The organism is Vibrio sp. ED004 (genome assembly GCF_023206395.1).
Classification (GTDB): Bacteria; Pseudomonadota; Gammaproteobacteria; order Enterobacterales; family Vibrionaceae; genus Vibrio.
In genome coordinates this window covers 81,193-103,454 of sequence record NZ_CP066150.1, presented here as the reverse complement: position 1 = coordinate 103,454, position 22,262 = coordinate 81,193, and the positions used below count along the sequence as shown (strand labels likewise).

Below are 22,262 nucleotides of genomic sequence, written 5' to 3'. Positions count from 1 at the left end.
GTTTTCAAACGTTCATGTTTGAAGTAAAGATCACGTTATGGTTTGTCGTCATTTGAATCGCTTTGGCCTCTAAACGGGTACCTTATTTGGGCGACTCTTGTAATTGGAATGACTGTTTTTGTAATTGTTTTGTTAATTTGGCGTGAATTTACCCCTTTATTTTTTATTGATATAGGGAAATAATGAAAATAATTAATTCCAAAATTGGCATAATCAGATGCGAGCAGACGATTTGATCCTGTTTTCACAGGTGGTAGAACTGGGCAGTTTCAGTAAGGTGGCAGAACAAAATAACCTTACAAATTCGGTAGTTAGTAAGAGGATTGCGCGTTTAGAGGAAGAGATTGGCGTGCAATTATTATATCGAACTACGCGTAAATTGACGCTGACCGAAGCAGGCAAGGCAATGTTACACGGAGCCAAAAATGTGAAGCAGGCAGCTCAAGAGGCTATGGACGCAGTTTCAGGCTTTGGTGAAAATGTCAGTGGTCATATCAAAATGTCAGTGCCTACTATCTCCGGAGATTTGATTCTCGCAGACGCTGTTGCTGAGTTTTGTAATATGCACCCAGGTTTAACGGTCGATATGTCTCTTAACAATCGCTTTGTTGATTTAGTGGAAGATGGCTTGGACTTAGTGATTCGAACGGGTTACCTAGAAGATTCGAGCTTGATCGCCCGTCATATATTGGATTCACAATGGGTGGTGTGCGCTTCGCCCTCTTATATTGCTAAAAACGGCAAGCCGATGCAGCCCAAGGACTTAGTTGAGCACAACTGCTTGCAATACGCTTATCAAACCACAGGCGCTAGTGAGTGGCAGTTTCTTCACAGCAAAGACGGTTGCACCGACAACGACAAATACATCGTACGTGTTTCGGGCTCTTTCTCGACCGACAACGCGACCGCGCTAAGAAAAGCGGCGTTGGGCGGCCATGGTGTGGCGTACGTGCCACGTTGTCTGGTTTATCACGATATTCGTAATGGTCAGCTGGTGGATATTTTCCCTGACTTGGTGGGTAAAAAGCTCGGTATTTATGCGGTGTACCCTTTTACTCGCCAGCCACCTAACAAGATTAAGTTATTGATCGAACACATCAGAACGCGTTACCTGACGATTTCTCACTATTTTTAATAAGGATCACGATGAGCTATTTAAAAGAGTATCAATATCCAATCACCAACAAACAGATCGTCAGTGATGACTATTTTGGCCAGATAATCGAAGACCCGTATCGTTGGTTAGAAGATGATAGAAGTGACGAAACCGCGCAGTGGGTGGCGAGTCAAAATGAAGTCACGTTCGATTACCTTGCTCAAATTCCGTATCGCGCTGAACTGCGAGAGCGATTGGCGAAAGCGCAAGACTACAAAAAGAGCTCGCAGCCGTTTGTTCGAGGTGAGTACACCTACTTCTATAAGAATGATGGCCTGCAGAATCACAGTATTCTCTATCGTCAGAAAGAGGGGCAGGAGGTTGAAGTCTTCTTAGACCCGAATACCTTCTCGGAAGACGGCACCACATCTCTGGGCTCGGTGTCGTTTTCTAAAGACTACAGCTTAGTGGCGTACAGCATCTCTGAAGGTGGTAGCGACTGGCGTAAGATCTTTGTGATTGATACCGAGACTAAGCAACAGCTCGAAACAGAAATCACCGACGCAAAGTTTACCGGTATCTCTTGGTTAGGCAATCGTGGCTTTTATTACTCCAGCTACGACAAACCAGACGGCAGTGAGCTTTCTGCTCGCACTGAGCAACACAAGCTGTACTTCCATGAGTTAGGTTCAGAGCAAGCGAGCGACAAGGTGATCTTTGGCGAAAGCAACGATGAGCAACACCGCTATGTGTCTGGCTACACCACTGAAGACGATCGATACTTAATTATTCTTGGCAAAGAATCGACATCGGGTAACCGGCTGTTTTATATCGACTTAAGCTCACAAGAACAATCGCTAAACACACTGATTAATCATGTAGATAGTGACACTTATCTCATTGATAACCAGAACGAAGTCTTCATCTTATACACCAACTTAGATGCGCCAAACGGCAAGGTGGTGAGCTTTGATACCTGTGCTGGGAAGTGGCTTGATATCATCCCTGAGAAGCCACAGCCTCTGGACATCAGCACTGGCGGTGGTTACTTGTTTGCGCACTACATGGTGGATGTGGTGTCTAAAGTCGATCAGCTTGATTACCAAGGTAACTTAGTTCGAGAACTTCAAATGCCTGGGATGGGAACGGTCAGTGGCTTAGGTGGTAAAAAAGAGCAAACCCAGCTTTATTACACCTTTACCAACTATGTCACGCCGCCAACGATTTTCTCATTCGATGTCGAAGCTGGCAGTTCAGAAGTCTATCAGCGATCTGAGTCACCGTTTGAATCGGATAAATTTGAGTCTAAACAGGTCTTCTATACCTCAAAAGATGGCACTCAGGTTCCGATGCTTATCTCTTACAAAAAGGGATTAAAACTAGACGGTAGTAACCCAACCATGTTGTACGCCTATGGCGGCTTTAATGTCAGTCTGACGCCTTCTTTCTCAGGTACGGTGGGCAGTTGGTTAGAACTTGGTGGCGTGTATGCCGTGCCTAACTTACGTGGCGGCGGTGAATACGGTAAGGCATGGCACAAAGCTGGCACTCAGCAGCAAAAGCAAAACGTATTTGATGACTTCATTGCTGCTGCGGAGTTCTTAATCGAAGAAAACTACACCTGTAGTGATACGTTAGCGATCCGCGGAGGGTCTAACGGTGGCTTGCTGGTGGGGGCATGTATGACACAAAGGCCTGAGTTGTTCCACGTGGCTCTGCCTGCGGTTGGGGTGTTGGACATGTTGCGTTATCACACCTTCACGTCTGGCGAAGGCTGGGCTTACGACTACGGCACATCAGCACAAAACAAAGAGATGTTTGAATACTTACTTGGCTATTCTCCCGTTCACAATGTGGTGCGCGGCGTGGATTATCCGGCGACTCTTGTTACGACCGCTGATCACGATGACCGCGTGGTGCCTGCTCACTCTTATAAGTTCATTGCAGAGCTGCAAGATAAGCATGAAGGTGGTGCGCCTGTGATGATTCGTATCGACGTAAATGCGGGCCATGGCGCCGGAATGCCACTGAGTAAAGCGATCGATCTCACTGCCGATATTTATGCGTTTACGCTGTTTAATATGGGCGTTGAATCTCTAGATTCGTTTTAGATAATGCTTGATTCTAGATAATTGGGTGTTTGACTCAGACTAAAAAGCCTCAAAATCGACCTTAGATTTTGAGGCTTTTCATATATATGAAAACTTATCAAAACTGCACCATATTTCCTTCATTTTTACATACACTTTTCCGTGATAGACCCCGCCATTATTGATGAAATGAAAGCGATTTCAAGCTGATATTTCACGCAATATCAATCCTAACCTGTTGATCTAAAATCAGTAGTTTTCGTCATGGATATTCTAAAAGTTTCATGGCATTTAGGCTGATTTATCAGTGTGAACAGCGACCAACTTTTCAACGCTTTCATTGCTTAATATTTCCCTGTTCGATGATAACTCAAAAAAATAATAGGGAATTACAATGCAAAAATTTAAGCTTTTGCCAATAACAGTCGCAGTGGCGGCGTCGCTTGCTTCACTCTCTTCTTTTGCTGCTGACACGGATATAGAAGCATTAGAAAAACGAATCCAAGAGTTAGAATCTAAGGTTGTGGATATTGATTATGTTAACGATCAACAGCCCGCTGTTCTAACTGCAGAAACTAAGGTGCCAGAAGGCATCGTCTTCTCTGGTTATGCTCGTTACGGCGCTCACTACAAGAGCGGTGATGAGCGTTACGTAGACATCGGTACAACAGGTCGCTCTGTCGGTCGTTTGGGTAACGAAGCCAATGGTGGTGAAGTTCAGTTAGCTAAGCTTTTCCAAGCTGACAACGGTGCGATTTGGGACGTCGTATTCATGGCTGACCACTGGGAAGCAGACGCATGGGCTGATGACGGCGGCTTGAGCATGAAAAAAATGTACGCTGGTGTAACAAACGTCTTTGAAAGTCAGCCTGAGCTTTACATGTGGGCTGGTCGTGACTTCCATCAACGTCCGCAACAAGGTTTGAACGATTACTTCTGGATGACGCATGATGGTCAAGGCGCTGGTTTTAACAACCTAGATTTCGGTGGTGCTAAGCTAGATATGGGCTTTGTTGGCCAAGTGAAAGGCGGCCTCGTAAATGACAATGGTCGATACGCTGTGACTGCAAAACTGCACAGCATCAACGCTGGTATCGGTAACCTAGATCTTTACGCAAACTACGGTTTTGCTTCTGATGAAGCTGATACTTCTACTACGACTGAGTATGTATATAACCCTCTTACAGACAAAATGGAACCAGTGGTAACACCGGGTCAAAAAGTCAGTGATGAAACAGCATACTTAATCGGTGCAACTTTAGGTCTAGGCGAGTCTAACAAGTTAGTTATGAAGTATGGTGACGGTGCAGACTCATCTGTATTTGAACTGAAAGGTGATTACCAAACTTTCTACGCAAGTTTGGAAGGTAGCTACGCAGCATCTGAGCAATTCATCATCGACTACTTAGTGTCGTACAAAGACAACTCTGGTTCTGATCTAGACCGCGAGAACACGGAATACGCGGGTATCGTTCGTCCACAGTACCAATGGGATGATGTTCACTCTACATGGTTAGAAGCTGGCTACGGCATGGTTGATTACGATGATGACGGTGAAGAGAACGCGTGGAAAGTAACGCTGTCTCAAAACGTTTCTCTAGGTGGTTTACCTTGGAGTCGTCCAATGCTTCGCTTCTACACAACCGTGGGTGATGTAGAAACTAAAGGCAATACAGTGAAGACAACGAATGTAGATACATTGTCGTTCGGCGCAATGTTTGAAGCTTGGTGGTAATCACCGATATAGAAAGAGCGGCTCTTTGAATTCGGCATATTTTCAAAGAGCTATGCTTTCGAATATCCATGCGTTTCAATAGTACGTAAATACTGTCCATTTTAGCCCTAAAGGCAGATTGATTAGGGCACGTTTCAATTAACTCCATTCTTGGGCACATTTTTGTGCCCTTTTTTTCGCCACTAGATCAGGGATTTACTATGAGACTTTCTTCCATCGTGTCTCGAGTTTATTTAGGTTTCTTCGTACTGATTGTGATTATGCTGGGTTCTGCATGGTTAAGCATCAGTAGCAATAAAGACATCACCACTCGAATCGAAAACATCACCCAGCAAGCTACGCCATTAATGCTTCAATCCTCAACGTTAACCATCCGATTTCTGGACATTAATCGCAGCACCACACCCTACTTATCCGCTAACTATATTGATGAACTGGAGCCACTGAAGCAAACCGTCTTAAACAACATCGAGCTATATCAGCAGCAATTAAACTGGTTCGAAGGTAAGGGCGTAGCTGGTTCACAAATGAAAGCTATGCTTAACAACATCACTCAAACAGGTTTGTTGACTATCGATAAGATAGAGCAGGTATTAGAGCTTTATGTTGAGTATTTGGATAGCAAAGATCTCGGTTCGATGGGACAAGCGCAATTTCAATCTGTGGTGGGACAGCTTAATAATACTTTGGTGAATCAACTCGCGAGTGCAGATTCAGAACAGACACAAAAGGCGATAGAGGCTTTACTGGTGCAATTGAGTTTGATTGCAGCGGAAGCCAACGAAGCGTTTTCACTGCAAACATCTTCGGAGGTTCGCGGGGTAGAGCGACGCCTGCAAAGTCGAAAAGAGCGATTCGAACAAGCGGTAGCAGATTTAGATAACTTAGATTCCTCATTGCTGCGCCGCAGTAAACAGTCTTTATCACTGCTCGCTTCACATGCGTTTTCGGCTAATGGCTCAGTCGCTACCCATAAAGAAACCGTTAAACTCGATGAGTCTATCTCCCTCCAAAAGCAGGAAATTGAACAGTTGATTGATGTTCAGCTAAGTTACTTTGATGAGCTCTCAATGTTCGCTGAAGACACAGCGACGCGCTTGTATCATGAGTCGATGGACTTTTCACAGCAAGCCTTTGTGATGCAGGGTGTTATTGCTCTTACTTCTGTGCTTATTGCTCTGTTGATCGGGTTGAATATTGCCAAAGGGATCCGTAAACCAAGCAAGCTACTGCAAAGTGCACTTGACCAAGTTGCCAATAAAGACTTGAGCGCGATGGTGCAGTATCAAGCCAATAATGAGTTCGGTTCAGTGAGCGACAAGGTCAACTTAGTGATCAGCCACCTGACTCAAATGATTGAGAACATGCGTCAATCATCGACACGCCTAAAAGAAGCATCTCTAGAGAACCAAAGCACGAGCCGTTCATTGAGTGAGGCGATGCAAGACCAAACCAATCAGACGGTGATGGTGGCAACAGCCATGGAGCAGATCGAGTGTTCGGTGACAGAAATAACTCAAGCCGCCAATCAAACGCTAACGCTGGTGACCAAAGCGGTGTCCAGTTCCAGTGATGGCCAGAAGACCATGGATAAAAGTGTCGAGTTGATGGGCAGCTTAGAACGTAAGTTGGCAGAATCAACAGCGACCATTGGCCAGCTTGAAAGCGAAAGCGCCAGCATTGGCTCGATTTTGGATGTGATATCTGGGATCTCCGAACAAACCAATTTGTTGGCATTGAATGCCGCCATTGAAGCGGCGCGAGCAGGAGAACAAGGACGCGGTTTCTCCGTGGTGGCCGATGAAGTTCGCGTGTTAGCAGCCAAAACCAATGCCTCGACGCAAGAGATACATAACAAGATTGAACAGTTGCAAACTAGTTCTAAACTGGCGGTGGAACAAATCAATCAATGTGTGGTGGGGATGGTTCAATGTGTTGAGCAAACGGGCGAAGTGAATCACTCAATATCGACGGTCTCTGATCTGCTCAATGAGATCGAGCAGAGGAGTCATCAAATCGCGACCGCGACCACGGAACATCAAGTGGTCGCCTCTCAAGTTACACAAAACATCAGCCAAATACACACCTTGGCAGAAGATAACTCTCAACGATCTCAGGTTCTGTTCTCCCATGGGCAGCAGCTTGAAATCATGTCGCAGCAGCAATTCTCACTAACTCAAGAGTTTAAGCTCGCCGAGCAATCAGAAAACAAGGTTTAGAGGAGACTCTAAACCCAAACCCTTCCACAGTTTCACGCCCAGCCTTTGCTGGGCGTTGTTGTTTTAGGTTTCGGTTTCTGAAAAGCGAATTCGAAGTGCTTATGAAATGTTCCCATACAATTTCGTATAGCCACTGAAATAATAGGGTCAATTTCGCCCCGTATATTACCGTCTGCTGCGGGTTCATCTCCGAACTGTGCTTCTTGAATAACGGAGTTTAAGCATGCTTGTTAGCACTCTGGGAGTAAGTAACTGAGCGCCATTTTGATAAGGTGAGCAAGAATCTCATGAAACAGTTTCATGGCGTGAAGTGAATCTGTAAGCGCTTTCAAGATTTCCAAATCCAGCCTTTTTACCTCCAAGTTTAGTGTGATGACACTCACTTCAACTAAAACGTAATTTCTTAATAATCGTTTTGTAAGCGGTTACAAGCTAATGAAGTATCGAGGTTCGAGTGGCAACAATTAAACACGTATCAGAACATGCAGGTGTGTCTCAAGCGACGGTGTCTAGGGTTATTAATGGCACGAGTAGAGTGAGTCATGACAAGAAGTTAAAGGTTGAAAAAGCGATCAAAGAATTGGGTTATCGCCCGAACTCTATCGCTCAGGCTTTGGCTTCAAGTCGTACCGGAAGTGTGGGTGTTGTTGTTCCAGAGCTGGGCGGATCTTTCTATTCAGGCATCTTGCATTGTATAGAGGAAAACCTACGCCGCTTCGGTTACCACGCTGTGGTTACAGCGGGTTCGAACACCGAACAAGGGCAGCGCGAGTCTGTGGAGTTTTTGTTGGGGCGTCGTGTCGATGCTTTGATTCTTCATACTCAACTGCTCAGTGATGACTATTTAATTGAATTGGAAGAACAGGGGACCCCTGTGGTTTTGATTAACCGCTTCATCCCAGAAATGGCGATGAGTTGCATTGATATTGATAACGAAGTCGGGGGGCTACTCGCTACTCAATATCTTTTGCAAAAGGGACATACAGATATCGCGTGTATTACCGGGCCTTTAGATAAAGCGGACGCTAGGGGGCGTTTGCAGGGTTATCGCAAGGCACTGGAAGAAGCCGGTGTGCCATACGATGAAGCCTTAGTCTCTGAGGCGGGATTTACTGAAGAGACTGGCATCAGCGCCATGAAGAAGTTGATCAACAGAAAATGCCACTTTACGGCGGTATTCGCTTCAAACGATCACATGGCATTTGGCGCATTCGAAGTTCTGCATAAAGAGGGATTGTCTGTTCCGAGAGACGTTTCTCTTGTCGGCTTCGATAACACCATCTTCGCGCGTTATCTGACCCCTAGTTTGACCACCATTAATTTCCCCATTGAAGAGATGAGCATCGAAGCAGTGCAGCTCACTCTACAAAAGCTAAAAAAAATCAAACATGACGTGAACTTTAAATTGCTGCCGACGTTGGTCACTAGAAACTCGGTATCGGATTTACTCGTTACCCTATAAAAATATTAAGGATAGAACATGAAATTTAAGACCTTGGCGCTTTCATGCGCGGTTGCTTTAGGATTAGGTACAACAGCTGTGAACGCGGCTGACAAAGAGATTCGTTTCGACGGTTTCCCTGATTTCGATAGCAGCCTGAAGGTATTACTGCCTGACTTCGAAAAGGAAACAGGGATTAAAGTTGATTACCTTATGAACAACCACGGTGACCACCACACGAAACTAACGACTAACCTAGCAACGGGCTCTGGTGCAGGTGATGTGATTGTTGTAGACGTAGAGAAAATCGGTCCATTCGTTGGCTCTGGCGGTCTAGTTAACCTGTCTGAAAACTACGGTGCAGATAAATACGAAGAACGATTCGCACCTTATGCATGGGCACAAGGCAAAGGCGCTGACGGCGACATGTACGGCATTCCTGTCGACCTTGGTCCAGGTGTTATGTACTACCGTACCGACGTGTTTGAAAAAGCCGGTATCAATGTAGAAGACGCAATTAAAGATTGGGATTCATACATCGCTGCGGGTGAAAAACTGAAAGAGCAAAACGTACAACTTATCGCTTCAGCAGCCGACGTTGCACAAGCGATCATCTTCACCACAGTTCCTGAAGGCGAAGGTCTTTACTTCGATAAAGACGGCAACCCAGTTGTGACATCTGAGCGTTTTGTTCACGCTTTTGAAGTAGCAAAAGAGATTCGCGACAAAGGCTTAGACGGCCGTATTCTGGCTTGGTCTAATGAATGGTACGAAGGCTTCCGCAACGGCACATTTGCAACTCAACTTTCTGGCGCTTGGCTTCTTGGTCACCTAAACAACTGGATCGCTCCTGAAACCAAAGGTAAGTGGGCGGTAGAAAACCTACCTGATGGTATCTACGGCAGCTGGGGTGGTTCATTCCTATCTATTCCAACTCAATCTGATAACCCAGATGAAGCTTGGGCGTTGATTGAATACATGACGACTGATCGTGATGTTCAACTTAAGCACTTCGAAACGATTGCGGCTTTCCCTGCAAACGTAACCACGTATGACGATGAGCTTTTCCAAGAAGAGATGGAGTTCCTGGGTGGTCAGAAAGCACGTCTTCTATTTGCTGAAGTGGCACAGAACATCAAGCCAGTATCTCCAGCTCAAGGCGACCACGTTGCACGTTCTATCATTTTAGAGAACGCATTGATGGAAGTACTTGATGAAGGTAAGGACATCGAGACAGCGCTTAAAGAGGCAGAGCGCCTAATCAAGCGTCGCACGCGTAATCTTTAATTTGTTTTTACTTTGAGTAAGTGAGGAGGCGCGGATAGCGCGCTTCCTTTTTTAAGAGGTCGTTACTATGAATCATACAGCGAGCACAACGATAGAACCTGCGGACAAAAGCCTTTTTTCTCGTCTAAATTTGAAAGCGCTTACACCGTATGGATTTCTTCTGCCGTTTCTGATCATTTTTTCTGTATTTGGGATCTTCCCGCTGTTGTTCTCTGTTTACCTGTCGTTCCACGAATGGAACCCAGTACAGGGCATGGACGCAATGCAGTTCGTTGGTTTTGAGAACTATCACATTGCCTTGACTGACCCGTGGCTATGGCGTTCATTAAAGAACACATTATGGCTAGCAATCACTTCGGGTGTGGCTCAGCACTTAGTCGCTATTCCAGTGGCTTACATGTTGGTTTCAATGGGTGACCGTATGCGTCACTGGCTAACATCGGCGTACTTTTTACCGTTCATCACATCAACGGTCGCAGCGTCATTGATTTTCTTCAATATGTACTCTCCTAACTCAGGAATCATTAACCAAACGCTAATGGCACTGGCTGATAGCACACTGTTTGGTTGGGCATTTGCTTGGGTTAACGATTTTCAACCAATCCGCTGGTTAGACGATGCCACTATGGTGAAGCCGTCTATCGCGATCATGGTTTTCTGGAAATACACCGGTTTTAACATCGTCCTTTACACCACAGGTTTAATGACGATTCCTAAAGACATTTTAGAAGCTGCACGTATGGATGGTGCGAATGCCTTCCGCCGCTTCTGGAACATCTCACTACCAATGATTCGTCCATTCATCTTCTTTGCAATCACGATGACCATCATCGGTAACCTGCAGATGTTTGAAGAACCGTTCGTTCTAACGCGTGGTACAGGCGGTACGGGTCAATCAGGTTTAACTATCTCTATGTACCTATACAAAGTGGGTTGGGAATGGTTAGAAATGGGCACAGCGTCAGCGATTTCATGGCTCCTGTTTGCACTCATCGCGTCTTGTACTTTGGTTCAATTTTTATTCTTCGGTAAGAAAGGCTTAGGGGAGCATTAAGATGTCGACATCAATTAAGACAAATACCTCACCACTAAGTGGCCTAATGCCAAGCGAACGCACCATGTACATCATGACTAAGATCTTGATGGTCATGCTCGGCATATTACTGATTGTTTCCGCAATCATTACGGTGTTCCCGTTTGTGTGGTCAGCTCTGCTTTCAACACGTGACCGTTCGGAAATCTTCGGTTCGGGCATCAGCTTTGCGATTGGCGATAGCCTGATGGTGAACTACGCAAAACTTCTGGAAATCATGCCGTTTTGGAAGGCGATGTTTAACTCGATTTACGTGGCTTTCTTAGGCACTACCATCTCGCTGCTGTTTTGTAGCATGGGTGGCTACGCATTTGCTGTGTTTAAGTTCCGCGGAAAGAACGTGTTGTTCGGCATGCTGGTTGGCTCAATGGCAATTCCGCCTGTGCTTAGCTTGATCCCTTACTTCATGATCGTGAAATTCTTAGGCTTGCTGGATAACCACATGGCGGTATGGCTACCGTTCACAACCACGCCGTTTGGTATCTTCTTGATGCGTCAGCACGTGATTGCATCAATTCCTAAAGAGCTATTAGAAGCAGCGAAACTGGATGGCGCAGGTGAATTCAGAACGTACTGGAGTGTGGTACTGCCACTGATGAAACCAGCACTAGCAACATTGGCTATCGTGCAGTTCGTCTTCTTCTGGAACATGTTTATGCAGCCTCTTGTGGTGCTGAACAACCCTGACAATTACGTCATCACACAAGCACTACGAAGTGTTCAAGGTATTCCGAATACGCCATGGGGCGCGGTAATGCTAGGTACCACAATTTCTATTTTACCACTTGTGATTACATACCTGTTCGCATCGAAACAGATGATCAGTGGTTTAACGTCCGGCGCAGTTAAAGGTTAGGTTTAAGGGTTATAACAATGAATAAATTTCAACTTCCAAGTGATTCAAAGTTACGCAGTAAGGAATTTGTATTCGGTGTCGCGACATCTTCATACCAAATTGAAGGCGGCGTTGAAGAGGGCGGTCGTACACCGTCTATCTGGGACACGTTTTGTAAGAAGCCGGGTAAGGTAGATAACGGCGACAGTGGTGATGTGGCGTGCGACCACTACCACTTGTGGCAACAAGATGTCGAGATGATTCAAGGCTTAGGTGTAGATGCTTACCGCCTTTCAATTGCATGGCCACGTATCCTGCCGCAAGACGGTGTGGTGAATCAGCAAGGTCTAGAGTTTTATGAGCAGATCATCGATGAGTGTCATGCTCGTGGCATGAAGGTGTATGTGACTTTGTATCACTGGGATCTGCCACAATACCTTGAAGACAAAGGCGGTTGGCTAAACCGTGAAACGTCTTACAAATTTGCGGAATACGCAGAAGTCGTGACTAACTACTTTGGCGACAAGATTGATGTTTACACAACATTGAACGAACCGTTTGTGTCTGCATTCCTTGGTTACCGTTGGGGCGAACACGCGCCAGGCATCAAGGGTGAGAAAGAGGGCTACTTAGCATCTCACCACTTAATGTTGGCACACGGTTTGGCGATGCCGATTCTTCGTAAGAATGCGCCTCATGCTAAGCATGGCGTGGTATTTAACGCGACTCCGGCTTACCCATTAACACCACAAGATCAAGGCGCAGCAGATTACTGCGAAGCGGAGAACTACCACTGGTTTATCGACCCAGTATTGAAGGGTGAATATCCGCAGTTAGTGGTTGAGCGTCAAGCGATGAACATGCCAATGATTCTAGAAGGCGATCTAGACATCATTAGTGCTCCTGTTGATTACATCGGTATCAACTACTACACACGCAATGTCGCTCGATTCAACGAGAATGGCGATATTGAATCAGTGAAACAGACTGACGCTGAACACACTTACATCGGTTGGGAAATTAACCCACAAGGCCTTACCGATTTATTGGTAAGACTGGACGCTCGTTACGAAAATATGCCGCCTATCTACATTACAGAGAACGGCGCTGCAGGTAATGACGAGCGTGTTAACGGACAAGTGATGGATGACCAACGTGTTCGTTACTTCCAAGGCCACATCGAAGCGGTTCACAACGCAGTTGAAGCCGGTGTGACAGTGGATGGCTACTTCGCGTGGAGCCTGATGGATAACTTTGAGTGGGCATTCGGCTACTGCCAGCGTTTTGGCATTGTCCATGTTGATTACACCACTCAAGAAAGAACACTGAAACAGAGCGCAATTGCGTACCGAAACATGCTTCAAGAGCGCGCTGAGGAGAACAGATAATGGCTAAAGTAGAATTTAAGAACATCAAAAAATCATTCGGCGATGTTGAAGTTGTAAAAGAGTTTGATTTTACGGTTGAAGACGGCGAGTTCGTGGTTTTCCTTGGCCCATCTGGCTGTGGTAAATCGACCACACTACGTATGCTTGCAGGCCTAGAGAGCATCAGCTCTGGTGACATAGTGGTTGGTGGCAAAGTGATGAACAAGGTCGATGCTAAAGATCGTGACTTAGCGATGGTATTCCAAAGCTACGCACTGTACCCACACATGACGGTGTACGAGAACATCGCCTTTGCATTAAAACTGAAAGGCATGCCGAAAGCGGAAATCGACGTTGAAGTCCTAAAAGCCGCGAAAATGCTGGAGCTTGATCCTCTACTGAACCGTAAGCCAAAAGAGCTTTCTGGTGGTCAACGTCAGCGTGTGGCAATGGGCCGTGCGATGGTTCGTACCCCTAAAGTGTTCTTGTTTGATGAGCCGTTATCTAACCTAGATGCCAAGCTGCGTGGCGTGATGCGTGAAGAGATCAAACACCTACACCGTGAGCTGAAAACCACCACGATCTACGTAACACACGATCAGATCGAAGCGATGACATTGGCAGACAGAATCGTGATTCTGAAAGACGGTTATGTGGCTCAAGTAGGTACGCCAACAGAGGTGTTCCAGCGCCCGGCTAACAAGTTTGTCGCGCAATTCATTGGTAACCCGTCAATGAACATGTTGGAAGCGAAACTGATTGAAAAAGAAGGCGAATACTTCGTTGAACTTGGCGATGTTCACATCCCATTGCCGGAGCGTTTTAAGTCTCTGGCGTCTAAAAACCTAGCGCTTCACTTTGGTGTTCGTCCAACAGACATCCACCTGCGTGCTGAGCAAGTGGACCACGATCGCGTACTGCCATTCCCTGTGAAAATCAAAGACAAGGAATTGCTAGGCGCGAGCATTCTTCTGAAAACAGAAATCGGCGGCCAACCGCTGATGGTTGAGACCCAAGCCGCTGAAGTGGACGTGAAAGAGCTGACACTTTACTTGGATTTGGATGCTTTCCACCTGTTTGACGCACTGAGTGAGAACTCGCTAGCGAGCTAGCCAATTAATTCAAATCAGCCATTGAGCTAACACCAACCAACTTACGACAAATTGTTTTGGCTCCTCCTGATTTGGGAGGGGCTAGGGATAGTGATGATGAAATTCGGATATTTTGACGATAAAAACAAAGAATACGTAGCAAACACACCATGCACACCGATCAAATGGTGTAACTATGTGGGTACATTAGATTTCGGTGGCATTGTCGATAGCAACGGCGGCGTGTTGTTGTGTAAAGGCGACCCGGCACTGAACCGTATCACCAAGTACATTGCACAACTACCAAACTCAGATTTTAAAGGCTCGACCATGTACCTCAAGGTGCGTGATGAAGCGGGTAACGTAGAGGTGTTTTCACCTTTCTACACACCAACTCTGAAGCCGCTTGATAAGTTTGAAAACCATACAGGCTTGTCTTACACCACCATCATTGCAGAAGCGTTTGGTGTGCGTTGTGAAGCGACGTTCTTCGTACCAAAAGCTGACCAAGTATTGCTACAAGACATCAAAGTCACCAACATTTCAGACAAAGCGCTGCACGTTGATGTTGTGCCTGTATACGAATTCACTCACTTCGATGCACTTAAACAACTATTGAATGCGGATTGGGTTCCACAAACCATGACACTCAAAGCACACCAGCAAGAGTCGGGTCACACCGTGCTTGAGCAGTATGCGTTCATGAAGCGTGACTATGCAGTAAACCTGATGACAGCGGATCGCCCTGTGACTTCATTTGACGGTGATCGCCAATCATTCCTTGGTCAGTTTGGTTACGGCACATGGGCTGCGCCGCAAGCGTTAGAAAACGATGAGCTTGGCAATACAGAGTGTCTGCGTGGTGACAACATCGGTGCACTAAATCTGCGTTTAGGTTGGTTATCTCCAGAGCAGACTGAACGTACGGTTGTACAAATTGCACAAGAAGAGAGCCTAGAAGTCGCGCAACCTTTACTGGCTAAATACCGTGACCACCAAGTGGTTGATTTGGCATTCGCTGAACTGGCTGAGCACTGGGATTCTTACCTACAAGCGGTTCAGGTTGAAACGCCAGATCCTGCTATGAACTCGATGCTTAACGTACACAACCCACGTCAATGCCACACCACTAAAAATTGGTCTCGTTACCTATCTCTGTATCAGCTTGGCTATGGCGCACGCGGCATCGGTTTCCGTGATTCTTCACAAGATACATTGGGCGTTATTACTCATATGCCAGAAGAGGCGCGTGAGTTCATTGAGCGCCTGCTATCGGTGCAAAATACCAATGGTTCTGCGATGCATCAGTTCTTCCCATCGACCATGGAAGCGAACGCTGGTGACTCACGTGAAGAAGAAGATCGCCCGGATTACTACGGCGACGATCACCTATGGATCATCTACGCAGTGACTCAATATGTGAAAGAAACGGGCAATGCAGACTTCTTGAATAAAACGATCCCGTTCTACCAAAAAGACAAAGCGGGCAACCCAGTTGAAACGGGAACCGTGTGGGATCACCTGTGTCGCGCGATTGAATTTACCTACACCAATACGGGGGAGCACGGCCTTCCGTTATTAGGTTTTGCAGACTGGAATGACACGGTGAACCTACCAACGGGTGCTGAGTCGATGATGGTAGCCAACATGTACGGCAAAGCCCTGCTCGATATGCTGGACTTGTGTGAGCTGCGTGGTGAAGCGCAGCTGACGACTCAGTTTAAAGATCAGTACCAACAAATGCAGAGCACAGTCAATGAGTGCGGTTGGGATGGCGAATGGTTTGTTCGTTACTTTGATGAGCAAGGCCTGCCGATTGGTTCTCACAAGAATGAGCAAGGGCAGATCTACACTAACGGTCAAAGCTGGCCTGTGATTTCTGGTTTCGCGACTCAAGAACGTGCGACGCAAGCACTAGATTCGGTTTACAACAAGCTGAACACGACCAATGGTATCAAGCTTTCAACTCCTGGCTACAATGGTTTTGATCCACAACTTGGTGGTGTTTCGACATACCCACCGGGTGCGAAAGAGAACGGCGGTATTTTCCTGCACTCAAACCCATGGGTGATGATTGCAGAAGCGAAAATGGGCAATGGCGAGCGTGCTTACGAGTACTACCGTCAAATTAACCCGGCTTCGAAGAACGACGATATTGATACCTTCGAATCGGAGCCATACTGCTACCCACAAAACATCTTGGGCGACGAACATAAACAGTTCGGCCTAGGTCGTAATGCATGGCTATCGGGTACTTCATCTTGGACATACGTTGCAGGTACTCAGTGGATTCTGGGTGTTCGACCTGAAGTTGATGGCTTGCTGGTGGACCCTTGTATTCCGGCTGAGTGGCCTGAGTTTAAAGTCCGTCGTCAGTTCCGCGGTGCAACATACAAGATTCATGTCACGAACCCGAATAACGTGTGTAAAGGTGTGGTTGAGATGAAGGTCAATGGTGACCTGATTTCAGGCAATAAAGCACCGGTATTTACATCAGGTGAGCACACGGTAGAAGTGGTTTTAGGTTAACAAAGAGAAGGGCGCTTTATGCGCCCTTTATTGCTCTTTCGTTTAGTTTCTTTCGTTTGTTTTTTTCGTTAGCAATGCGTTCTCTGGGGGGCTGATTTCGCATTCAGCAGTTGCTCTAGTTTAGCTTGATTATTTTGGTTGATAGGCAGCTTGGCATTGCCAAGTGAAGGTTTGAGATTGGTTCGGGTCAAGCGTCAGTAAGCCAATCTGGTTATTGAATGCATCGGCAGGGCAAGTCATTGGTTCTATTGCAATACTTTGCTCACTTGTAGGAGTGTACAGCTGAACAAATGGGTAGCTTGCATCTTGTTGATAGTGAATCGCGGCAGATGAATCTGAGCGTGTGAAAGTCAGTTGGTTGGCTGTCTTCGAATCAAATTCAAAGCAGTGGTTTAGGCTGTGATTCGTTAGGGAATCATCTAAAGACAAACGGTCAAAAGCCAGTTTTTCACCATTAGGCAGGTCGTTCTCGTGTATGACCTCAGCACAGGGTGACATGGTAAGCCCACACTGTTTGAATTCAGTGCCAAGCGAGAAATAAGGATGCCAAGCATCACCGAATGGGAAGGCGAAATCACCACAATTAGAGACAGTTGTCGAGCAAGAGAGCTTGCCTATGATATCGATAGTGAAGGTGACTTCAAGGTTAAAAGCGAACGGGAAAGCAGGGTGCAAAGATGATGTTTGATACTGCAGCGTCACACTGGCTGACTCATCATTGGCTTGGCTGTTTGTGATTGAAAAAGGTTGGTTGTAGAGCAGGCCATGTACGGCGTGATCAGACCAAGGAAAGTTAGCTGGGAGTTGATGGTTTTGGTTATCGAAACTGTAACGACCTAAGTTTAAACGGTTTGGAAAAGGGAATAATTTAGCACTGCGGGAAAAGAACGGATGTTGGTTGATCAGTTCATCATAATTCTGATAACCACAAATAAAAGAGAATGGACTGTTATTTACAATGTATTTATTTATAACAGCACCAAATCCATTGATTATTTGAAGTTCTATACCATGTTGGTGGTTTATTAATGTGACAGAGTCAATATTTCCAAATTTTTCATTTATAATTTTAAACATGTTGATGTCTCCATTTTTGAAAGATATTAACAAGAAGAAAAAAATATTCAATGGCGGTTTTAAAATGAATAATAAAATTCCATATACAAGCTATTCAGGAAATTCAAAACACCTGTGTAAAAAAGGTGATGCAGTTGAGTTTATTCAACCTTGGTACACGCCAATTTCTACAACACCAGAAAATACCGGTATGGCTGTGGGCGGTATTGGCAATACATTTACACTGACGCCAAACGGCAACACGCCGAACTTCAGTTTTATTCCAGGTATATTTGTTGGCTGTTCAGAGCAAGTTATTAATTTTAATGATTTTTATGCTTCGGTTATGGATGTGCCGACCATTGATACCCTTCAGGTTCTTAACGAACAAGAGCTTAGTGTTCACCTGAATTTCTACCCGGCATTATTCAATGGAAAGAAAATAGAAAATAGTTCGAATGCGATTAACCTCATTCGTAACGCATTAAAAAATGGCAACTTCTATAAAGAAAATAGAGATAACTTTATAAAGTGGAATGTTGAGTTTTCTAATAAAACTCAATTATTAATTGAATCGGATTCATCGTCGATTGATTGTCAATTATATGTAGCCTTAGATTTTTTTAATGGTTTATTAATAAATGATACAACGAGACAGCTATCACTAACTGCGGGAAATAATGGTGATATAGAAAGTGTTAATGGTAGCGATATAGAATATAAGGCTTTATATCCATTAGCTGAATATCAATATAATAGTTTTGACGGTATTAATATAAAGCGAAAGGTAGTCTCGCCGATCGTTAAAGACGATAAACGTCTCTGCTCTTTACCGATGCACTGGAACCACTTCCAGCTTACCAACAAATCACAGCAAACTCGCGTGATGACGCTTGCTCAACCTCTACAGAATTTGATTGGTTCAACCTACCGAAAAGGTCGCGATGGGATCCAAGATTCGGCGTGTACCTTATCTCAAAACCCGATAGCTCAGCAGCATCAAGCGGTGAACGTGAATGGCGAAAGTCACAGTTTTAGCGGTGTTCAGCTCACTAGCCAGTCCCCTTATCAAAGTGATATTGAGGGTGAGGTGGTGTTTGGTGTCCAAGCCGAAAACCATTTGCTGGGGTCAGGCAAGGTGTCGGTGTCTGTTAAGCCGACGCTTTATACTTCGAAAGTGACCCAGCAAACAGAATTCGCACTGAAAACCGGCCGTACTAATACTGAATTCCAAACTGGCATTTACACCGGGCGTGAAGCACTGAGCGCATTGGTTGTGGTTCAGGTTGAACTGGAGCCGGGTGAGTCTGTTGACCTGCGTTTCGCACAGGTGATGGCACACAGCAAAGTCATGCTCAATGGCTGGCACTCAGACAAGGCTTATACGCAATTCTACCCGCAAGCAAAGCCTGCCTTACCCATGTTAGAGGATGTTCTGCCAAAGCTTGAGAGCATTGAACAGCAGATCGTGAAGCAACAAACGGCTTTCCTAGAACAGGCTCAAAGAAAGATTTCAAAACCTGAATTGGCACTTCGCTATGCGACGATGGCGATGAACTCACTATCATTTTTATCTGAATCCACAGTATGGGATAAAGAAGATAAGTTCCTAGTGAAAGAGTGTGTTGATTACCCATTCTTTAACTCTCTGGATGTGTATTTCTACGGTTCATTTTCACTGCTTTACTTGCTGCCAGAGCTTGATGGCTGCGTGATAAAAGAGTTCTCAAAAGCGATTTTGGCTGAAGACTTCACTCAGCGCCGTTACTGGGAATACGAAGCGACACCGAATGCTGAATTGATTGATGAGAAGTACCAAGGTGTGCGCGCGATTCGAGGTGCAGTAATTCACGATTTAGGTAGCCCGTTCGACATCCAGCCTGACGCGTATAGCTGGCACAATGTTAAGGAATGGAAGGACTTAGCACCGAAATACATTCTGATGGTGTACCGTCACTATCAAAACACACAAGATATTTCTGTGGTTAAAGAGTGCTGGCAGGCTGTGACTGAGAGCATCGATTTCTTGTCGAACTTGGTTGCTGAAGGTGACGATTTACCGCTAACCCGAGGCACAGACGACACCTTCGATAACCTCGCTTCTCATGGTATCTCAATTTACTGCGCGAGCCTTTGGGTTGCTGGCCTTCAAGCCGCGAGTGAACTAGCACAATTGATGGGTGAAAACGATCTAGGCGCGGGTTACCTAACGCGTTCGAAAAAGGCACTAGTGACGGTTGAACAAAGCTTGTGGGACGAAAAAGAAGGCTATTACCATTTCTTCGTGACGCCAGTTCAAGCCAAGCATCTAACGGGGGAAGGCTACCAAGCTCTGGAAACCTTAGGCCTGACTTTGACGGGCGATGCGATTGCTGACAAGAATACGCTCAATGCTTATCTCAATGAGACGGATACTTCCATCAACATCAGTAAGGTATCTCAAAGAGTCTCTAAGAAACGCTTACTGAGTGAGACTGCGCCTCAAGCCTTCACTCAAGAATATCTAGAATTAGTACCAGATTCAGACAATAGCTTTGGCGATGCCTTGCTTGCCGACAGCTATCTAAAGTTGATCGGCTTGGAGGGTATTTTCCCGCAAGAGCGTATTCAACGCGCATTGGACTATGTTTATAAACATAACTTTGAGCTTAACAGCCCTAAGCTGGGTGTGGCGAACATGACATTGGCAGGCGGCTCACCACATGAGGCTTTTCAGGCCCAAGATGTGTGGATTGGTGTGCAATTTAGTGTCGCAACTGCGTTGAGCCTAGCGGGTAAATCGCAGCAAGCAGAAACATTGATGGATACCGTGTATACCGCGCTGTATGACTATTCAAAAATTCCCTTTGCCGCACCAGAAGGGTTCAACTGTTCTGTCTCTTTCACTGAGCAAGATCTTACAGAATCTTTTGAATTGTCACAAAATGATGCGAAAAAGTGGCTTACTGCACTTAAATTGCAAAAGTGTGTGCTGTCTGACGGTCGAGTTAATCCTGAGCTGACTAAAGACAGTGATAAATTTGTTAGTATGCTGCAAGGCGAAATTTCAGCTGAGCAGGCCGTGGTTCTTCATAAATGGCTATTGAGCACAGGGTTGAAATATACCGCTGGTCGTTACTTCAGACCGGGGATGATCTTCGCCTACATGTATTAACTTTATGACACGAATTTCAACGAAAGCAGTGGTATGTAAGTTGAAATTGATGGGGAGCTCTAGGGCTCCCCAAATATCACTGGATTAGGGTATCGAGATGCGCACGAAAACTAAAAAAACCACCGTATACGATGTAGCTAGGCTCGCCGGCGTTTCCCCAAGCACGGTTTCTCGTTTTCTTAATCGAACCACTTATGTGTCGGATGATAAAAGCCAGAACATCGAGCAGGCCATCAAAGACACTGGCTACAAACCCAATTTTCAAATGCAGGAGAACATCAATCGCCGTTCACTCACGATAGGCGTATTGGTGCAACACCCTGATAGCCCTTATACCAGTCGTATCCTCAACGACATGGAGAAAACCCTGATAGCTCAAGGCTATTCGTTAGTGATAGCAACCGGACACTGGCAAAAAAAGCTCGAGATACACGCTTTAGAGTATCTGGCTAAGAGCAATGTCGATGGCATGATCATCGTGACAGGAAGTATCACCAAAGAGGATATTGCCAAGTACGCGCAAGACATCCCGATTGTCGCGGTCGGTTATGACTTCGCTGAAGACAACGTTCGTTCAATCAATATCGATAATGTACTGGGTGGTTACATGGCGACGCTTCATTTATTGCAACAAGGGCATGTGAACATCGCTCATATCAAAGGACTTTCAAGTCAGCCAGACGCAGGTAATCGCTTTGAAGGCTATAAGAAAGCGCTGCAAGAGGCGGGTATTAAAGTGATGCCAAAACTCGTCAAACAGGGTGATTTCAGTAGCGAGTCTGGCTATGAGAAAACTGTTGAGTTGATTGAATCTAAGATTCACTTTTCTGCCCTGTTCGCGGCCAATGACCAAACGGCTTACGGCGCGATTAAGGCATTGCATGATCACGGCTATAAAGTACCAGAAGATGTGTCGGTGATTGGCTTTGATGACTTGCCAACGTCTAAGTATTTCACGCCAGCATTAACGACCTTGAGACAGCCGATTGAAGAGATTGGAGAGGTGTGTGCGCAGTCGATTTTGAACTTGCTGTCTGGTGAGAGGCATGAAGCGCGATTACCACCGATTGACTTAATCGTCAGAGAGTCGACCAAGTCTTTGTATCGCTAGGTTCTGATTTTTTCGTCGAGAGACTGACAATTATTATCTTCCAGAAACGAAAAATGTCGCATCCATGCGACATTTCTCTTTTGGCGGCCAAACCAGTTTTGCTATATCCATTCTAGAGTGCAATCCATTAGGTGCTTTTTCAGAATGTACTTATAAGA

General features: G+C 45.6%; 14 protein-coding genes. 13 read left to right on the top strand and 1 reads right to left on the bottom strand.

Features of this window, described 5'->3' with window-relative positions; genetic code table 11:
- The first annotated feature begins 217 nt into the window (after positions 1-217).
- The 11 genes from ITG10_RS18010 to ITG10_RS17960 all read left to right on the top strand — a co-directional run bounded on the left by ITG10_RS18010 (position 218) and on the right by ITG10_RS17960 (position 16,783).
- Positions 218-1,135 carry a LysR family transcriptional regulator gene (locus ITG10_RS18010; protein ID WP_009846145.1) on the top strand — a complete coding sequence of 306 codons (918 nt, stop codon included), beginning with the start codon at positions 218-220 and terminating at the stop codon, positions 1,133-1,135.
- An 11-nt stretch (positions 1,136-1,146) separates the two neighbouring features.
- Positions 1,147-3,207, top strand: a complete 2,061-nt coding sequence (locus tag ITG10_RS18005) for a prolyl oligopeptidase family serine peptidase (RefSeq protein ID WP_017631105.1) — start codon at positions 1,147-1,149, stop codon at positions 3,205-3,207.
- Positions 3,208-3,580: 373 nt separating this feature from the next.
- Positions 3,581-4,921: a carbohydrate porin gene (locus tag ITG10_RS18000; RefSeq protein ID WP_017631104.1), complete on the top strand. Its 1,341-nt coding sequence runs from the start codon at positions 3,581-3,583 to the stop codon at positions 4,919-4,921.
- A gap of 200 nt (positions 4,922-5,121) precedes the next feature.
- Positions 5,122-7,140 carry a methyl-accepting chemotaxis protein gene (locus tag ITG10_RS17995; protein ID WP_017631103.1) on the top strand — a complete coding sequence of 673 codons (2,019 nt, stop codon included), beginning with the start codon at positions 5,122-5,124 and terminating at the stop codon, positions 7,138-7,140.
- A 454-nt stretch (positions 7,141-7,594) separates the two neighbouring features.
- The gene (locus tag ITG10_RS17990) at positions 7,595-8,602 is read left to right on the top strand and encodes a LacI family DNA-binding transcriptional regulator (RefSeq protein WP_017068575.1); all 1,008 of its coding nucleotides are present in this window, start codon (positions 7,595-7,597) and stop codon (positions 8,600-8,602) included.
- Between the two features lie 18 nt (positions 8,603-8,620).
- Positions 8,621-9,868, top strand: a complete 1,248-nt coding sequence (locus tag ITG10_RS17985) for an extracellular solute-binding protein (RefSeq protein WP_017631102.1) — start codon at positions 8,621-8,623, stop codon at positions 9,866-9,868.
- A gap of 67 nt (positions 9,869-9,935) precedes the next feature.
- The gene (locus tag ITG10_RS17980; protein ID WP_017631101.1) at positions 9,936-10,922 is read left to right on the top strand and encodes a sugar ABC transporter permease; all 987 of its coding nucleotides are present in this window, start codon (positions 9,936-9,938) and stop codon (positions 10,920-10,922) included.
- Between the two features lie 46 nt (positions 10,923-10,968).
- Positions 10,969-11,817, top strand: coding sequence for a carbohydrate ABC transporter permease (locus ITG10_RS17975; protein WP_017061568.1), 849 nt, complete (start codon positions 10,969-10,971; stop codon positions 11,815-11,817).
- 17 nt (positions 11,818-11,834) lie between these two features.
- Positions 11,835-13,184, top strand: coding sequence for a GH1 family beta-glucosidase (locus ITG10_RS17970; protein WP_017631100.1), 1,350 nt, complete (start codon positions 11,835-11,837; stop codon positions 13,182-13,184).
- On the top strand, positions 13,184-14,275 hold the full coding sequence (gene ugpC / locus ITG10_RS17965; protein WP_008216689.1) for a sn-glycerol-3-phosphate ABC transporter ATP-binding protein UgpC: 1,092 nt from the start codon (positions 13,184-13,186) through the stop codon (positions 14,273-14,275). Before ITG10_RS17970 ends, ugpC begins: the two co-directional genes overlap by 1 nt.
- A 93-nt stretch (positions 14,276-14,368) precedes the next feature.
- The gene (locus ITG10_RS17960; protein ID WP_017631099.1) at positions 14,369-16,783 is read left to right on the top strand and encodes a glycosyl transferase; all 2,415 of its coding nucleotides are present in this window, start codon (positions 14,369-14,371) and stop codon (positions 16,781-16,783) included.
- Between the two features lie 129 nt (positions 16,784-16,912).
- Here ITG10_RS17960 and ITG10_RS17955 read toward each other — a convergent pair whose 3' ends face one another.
- A complete protein-coding gene (locus ITG10_RS17955) occupies positions 16,913-17,860 on the bottom strand; it encodes an aldose 1-epimerase (protein WP_248387046.1) in 948 nt (315 codons plus the stop codon).
- Between the two features lie 64 nt (positions 17,861-17,924).
- Here ITG10_RS17955 and ITG10_RS17950 point away from each other — a divergent pair, with 64 nt between their 5' ends.
- Both ITG10_RS17950 and ITG10_RS17945 read left to right on the top strand, forming a co-directional pair.
- Positions 17,925-20,993 carry a GH116 family glycosyl hydrolase gene (locus tag ITG10_RS17950; protein WP_248387045.1) on the top strand — a complete coding sequence of 1,023 codons (3,069 nt, stop codon included), beginning with the start codon at positions 17,925-17,927 and terminating at the stop codon, positions 20,991-20,993.
- A gap of 97 nt (positions 20,994-21,090) precedes the next feature.
- Positions 21,091-22,104 carry a substrate-binding domain-containing protein gene (locus ITG10_RS17945; RefSeq protein WP_017631098.1) on the top strand — a complete coding sequence of 338 codons (1,014 nt, stop codon included), beginning with the start codon at positions 21,091-21,093 and terminating at the stop codon, positions 22,102-22,104.
- Positions 22,105-22,262: the final 158 nt, after the last annotated feature.